Below are 4,593 nucleotides of genomic sequence, written 5' to 3' on the forward strand. Positions count from 1 at the left end.
TTGATCTCCTCCATCAGCCCTTCGCGCATGGTGAGCGGCGCCACCAACAGCTTGCGGAAGGAGCGCGGCCGGCCAAAGCCCGTCAGGAAGTTGAAGACATCCGCCACGTCCGCGCCAATGTCGGGGTGGCTGGTGGACATGCTGGCGGAGTCGCGGCTCACCTCGTTCTTCCAGCCCATCGTCCATGCCCAGGACACGTCCCTCATCTTCGCGCACGAAGCGCTGATGCGCGGGCGCGACCGGGATGGCGCGCTGGTGTCACCGGCGCGGATGTTCGACACGGCCCGGGAGGCGGACCTGCTGTTCCAGTTGGACCTGGCCGCGCGGACCACCGCCATCCGCGAGGCGGTGCGGCACCAGCTGCGCACGCACCTGTTCATCAACTTCACGCCCACGGCCATCTATGATCCGGCCTTCTGCCTGCGCTCCACGGTGGCGGCCATCCACGAGGCGGGCATTCCGGCGGAGCACGTCGTCTTCGAGATCATCGAGTCCGACCGGGCCGCGAACGCCGAACACCTGCGCGCCATCGTGGACTTCTACCGGAACGCGGGCTTCAAGGTGGCGTTGGACGACCTGGGCGCGGGCTACTCATCGCTGAACCTCATCCACCAGCTGCGTCCGGAGTACATGAAGCTGGACATGGAGCTGGTGCGGGGCGTCCACGCGGATCCCTACAAGGCGTCCATCGTGCAGAAGCTGCTGGAGATCGCCTCCCAGTTGGGAATCCAGACGGTGGCCGAGGGCATCGAGACGCCCGAGGAACTCTCCTGGGTGCGCCGGCACGGCGTGGACTTCGTGCAGGGCTACCTCATCGCGAAGCCCTCGGGCGTGCCGGCGGTGGTGACCCCGCGCCTCAACGATTGAGCAGGGCGTTGGACGAACCCGGCCGTTCCAGGGTCGTGGCGCGCATCAGGCGCAGCTCTTCACCGGCCGCCTGCAGGGCGATGCGCGCGGCGTAGACGTCCCGGCGCCCGGCGGCGTCCCGGGCCAGGGCAATCTGCGCGCGGGCCCGCTGGGAGTGGACGACGACCATGCCCTGGCCGTCGGACGAAGCGGTCTCCTCCACCACGGAGAAGTCCTGGTCGGCGGTGTTCAGGGCGTTGTCCACGCCGAGCTCCCCCTGTTCCAGCGCCTGATCCGCCGCGAGCATCCACTGGCCCGCGGACTGGATCCGCGCCAGCCGTTGCTGCCGGAAGCGCTCTGCCTCGTAGGCGCGTTGCTCATGCACATCCACCTGGGACTGCACGGACTGGGTGCGCTCGGTGGCCACGGCGTCGCGTTCCTGCACCTCCTGCTCAAGCTCGGTGATGCGCTCACGAAGGCGCGTCACTTCTTCGTTCGCCTGGGCCGCATTCGCCGCGGTGGCGGTCCCGGCCGTCGTGCCCGCAGCGGCTTGCGTCCCCTGGAGCGGAGCCGTAGTGGACGTGCCTGTCGGAGATGAGAGCGGAACCGTCGTGGACGTGGCGCCCGCTTGATCAGGGGCGGACGTGCCCGTCGGTGCGGGGACGGGAGCGGCCGTGGACGTGCCTGACGGAGACGTGCCCGTCGGCGACGGGACAGGAGCGGCCGTGGACGTTCCAGTCGGAGATTGAAGCGGAGCCTCCGTGGAGGTGCCGCCCGCCGGGACCTGCGCGGGCGTTCCCGTCGAGGGAGCGCTGGCAGGCGTGTTCGCCGTCCCGGTGCCCGTCGTTCCGGACGCACCGGATCCACCAGTAGCGGTCTCCGACGTGGCTGGACTCCCGGTCATCGGCTCCTGCACCGTCACCTGGGACGAATCCAGCGGGATGCCACCCGTCCCGCCCACCGGAGCATTGGACGAAGGACCCGGGGACGTCGCCCCCGTGTCCTCGGTGCCGCCGAAGCCAGCCTCGTCGGTGCGGGTCGGGCCGGAAGTCGGAGCCGTACCCGCGGCGCCCGCGCCAGTTTCGGACTGACCCGCGGTGGTTCCCCCGACCGTGGACGAGGTTCCGGTGGCGCCCGCGCCCCCTGTCCCCGACGGCTCCTCCTGGGGCGCGGCCTCCAGGTTGGACGGCGCACTCTCGGGGGGCTGGGTTTCAAAGACCGTGGGAACGGGCGGAGGCACATAGGTTTGTGCCTGCTGCGTGGCGACCTGGCCTGGATTGATGGGCGGGCTGCCATCGGGCAGCAGCGGCGTGAGGGTATAGCCCCCCTGCGTGGGATCCGTCGGTGTCTGGACGTAGCCCTGAGGAGGCCGAGCGCCGTCGGCGTCGTCCGCGGCCTGCTCGTAGGCATCCTGGAGGGCTGCCGCAGCCGGGTCCCTCACGGACGGATCATCAGGAGGCAGGGGTTCCACCTCCTGCGACTGACCCAGGCTCAAACCCGCGACGATGGCGATCCAGAGGTGCATGGCGGAAAGATGTCCATGGGCGAACGCTTCTACATCGGCCCCAGGGCTCCTCCGCTCGCCGGCCCACCAGGAAGGCGCCTCGGGCTCACGCCTTCCCGCGCCGGGCCAGCAGTTCGTCCGCAGCCCGCCGCCCGGTGTCGAGCGCACCATGCACGGTGCCCTCTTCTCCACCGACGTGTGTCGCTTCGCCCGCGAAGAAGAGGGTCCGGCCCACGGGTCGGGCAAGCGCGGCGACCGCCTCCATCGCGCCGGTGGGAATGACGGCATAACCGCCACGCGTGTATGGCTCGCGTTGCCAGTCCTGCACGTGCCACGCCTCCAGTTGTTCGTGCATGCGCCGCAAGGGCTGATGGAACAACTGGGAGAGCCCCTTGAGGGCGCGCTCCAGCACCGCCCGTTCGCTCAGCGTCGACAACGTCGCGGCAGCGGGCCCGCCACTCCAGCCCACCAGATGTCGGGTGCGCCGGTGGGGCGACAGCGTCCACCACGTGGGGAAGGGGGCCTCAGGGGCGTGGAAAAACCCGTAGCGAGCCGTGTCCGCCTGCTCCCGCCAGAAGGCCGTGCGGAAGCGCAACAGGATCTTGATCAGGGGGCCCATCTGCAACTGGTTCCAGGCGCGTTCCTGTTCCCTCACGCGGGGCACGAAGCGGACGGCGCCAGGTGCCGGAGGGCGGGCCTGCAACACGCCCACGGGAAGCGTCACCACCGCCTGCCTGCCCTCGAAGGTCCCGAGCGCAACCCCCTGCCGGGTCCGAGCACGCACGCGAACCTGTCCCGGCTTCCAGCGCACCTCCTCGGCCACGGCGTTGAGGAACAGCGTGTCCGGCTTCGCGAACAGCTTCGCGGCCATCGCATGCAGCACGCGGTCGTACCCCTCCAGCACACGGGAGGGCATCGCACCGCCCGTGCCTTCAACGGACCGCTCCATCCGCGAGATGGCCAGCGTGCTCGCGATGTCCGGATCCGCGGCGTAGAAGCCCGCGACATACGAACGGGCCATCGCGATGACGCGCGGCGGCCACTTCCGGGCACGGGCCTGCTCCGCCATCCAGGCCGTCATCGAACGGTCGGGAGGCTTCACCGCGACAAGGGGCTCCTGGAAAGCGAACGCCTCGTGCACATCCGCGTCCTCCAACTGCCCCCGCCACAGCAGCGCGTGCGTATCGTTGCAGGCACTGACGGTCAGCCCCGCCCGCCGGATGCGCCGGAGGAGGGCGGACGGCCTGCCATGGACGAACTCGGCGCCCAGCTCCAGGGGAACGTCGCCCGTCGGATCCCGCACGGTCACCACGCGTCCCCCCACGCGGTCCCGGGCTTCCAGGACGATGACCCGCAGGCCCTCGCGCATCAGCCGCTCCGCCGCGGCCAGCCCCGCAGCGCCGGCCCCCAGGATGAGAACATCGGCCGTGAGGTCCATGCGGCTTTCTCATCCCTTCCACCGTGAAAAGACCCGCGGCCCGCCGTTGGAAGACGGGCCGCGAGCAGGGGAGAAGCATGCGGAGGGAACTAGTAGGTCTTCGGCGAACCGCTGCTGGTGTCATGCGTGCTGGCGCCGGTGTCCGGATTCAGGCTGGAGTCGCTGCCGGAAGCACCCGGATCCATGGTGCGGTCATCCATGCCCGAGCCGCCCTTGCCCTCGTTGATGGACGGGTCCGGCGACATCACGTCGGTGCCCGAGCCGCCCGTGCCCTGGCTCAGCGAGATGCTGGTCGCCATGTTCTTCTCGTCCTTCACCTGGAAGCTGGCGCGGATCTCCTGGCCCTCCTTCAGGCTCTTGGCGTTCTTCAGGCTCGGGTCGGTGAACTGGGTCTTGCTGTCGATGTCCAGCGGCACCACCGCGCCGTTCGCGCTGCTGATGTAGACCTTCTTGCTATCGCTCTTGACGACCTTGCCCGTCAGCTCGTTCGCGCCGGTCATGCTCGACGCGGCCGCGGATCCGGAGCCGCCCATCGCATCGGTGCTGCCCGTGGAACCCTGCTGGGAGCCCTGCATGGTGCCGCCCGACTCAATCCGCCCCGGACTTCCCTGGGCCGGCGCGGTGGAGGCTGGCGGCTGCGAAGGCTGCACCACGCTGTCCTGGGCCACCGCCACGCCAGAGCCCAACAACGCCACGGACGCGAAAACCCCAATGAGCTTCTTCATGGAATCTCTCCCGGATGATGTGAGTGGGACGGGGCGACGGCCCCCGTTGGGAAAAGCTAGGGGCGGTAGGGGTGGGGGAC

General features: G+C 69.7%; 4 protein-coding genes. 1 reads left to right on the forward strand and 3 read right to left on the reverse strand.

Going from position 1 to position 4,593, the window contains the following annotated elements; all coding sequences use genetic code 11:
* Positions 1–138 precede the first annotated feature (138 nt).
* Positions 139–867 carry an EAL domain-containing protein gene (locus D7X74_RS39855; protein ID WP_233602456.1) on the forward strand — a complete coding sequence of 243 codons (729 nt, stop codon included), beginning with the start codon at positions 139–141 and terminating at the stop codon, positions 865–867.
* Here D7X74_RS39855 and D7X74_RS42815 read toward each other — a convergent pair.
* The 3 genes from D7X74_RS42815 to D7X74_RS39870 all read right to left on the reverse strand — a co-directional run bounded on the left by D7X74_RS42815 (position 857) and on the right by D7X74_RS39870 (position 4,513).
* Complete coding sequence (locus tag D7X74_RS42815) at positions 857–2,371, reverse strand: hypothetical protein (protein ID WP_147446862.1); 1,515 nt, start codon at positions 2,369–2,371, stop codon at positions 857–859. The genes D7X74_RS39855 and D7X74_RS42815 overlap by 11 nt on opposite strands.
* 85 nt (positions 2,372–2,456) lie before the next feature.
* Positions 2,457–3,788: an NAD(P)/FAD-dependent oxidoreductase gene (locus D7X74_RS39865; RefSeq protein ID WP_120538165.1), complete on the reverse strand. Its 1,332-nt coding sequence runs from the start codon at positions 3,786–3,788 to the stop codon at positions 2,457–2,459.
* An 89-nt stretch (positions 3,789–3,877) separates the two neighbouring features.
* Positions 3,878–4,513, reverse strand: coding sequence for a hypothetical protein (locus D7X74_RS39870; RefSeq protein ID WP_120538166.1), 636 nt, complete (start codon positions 4,511–4,513; stop codon positions 3,878–3,880).
* Positions 4,514–4,593: the final 80 nt, after the last annotated feature.

The organism is Corallococcus sp. CA047B (assembly GCF_003612065.1).
Lineage (GTDB): Bacteria > Myxococcota > Myxococcia > Myxococcales > Myxococcaceae > Corallococcus > Corallococcus praedator.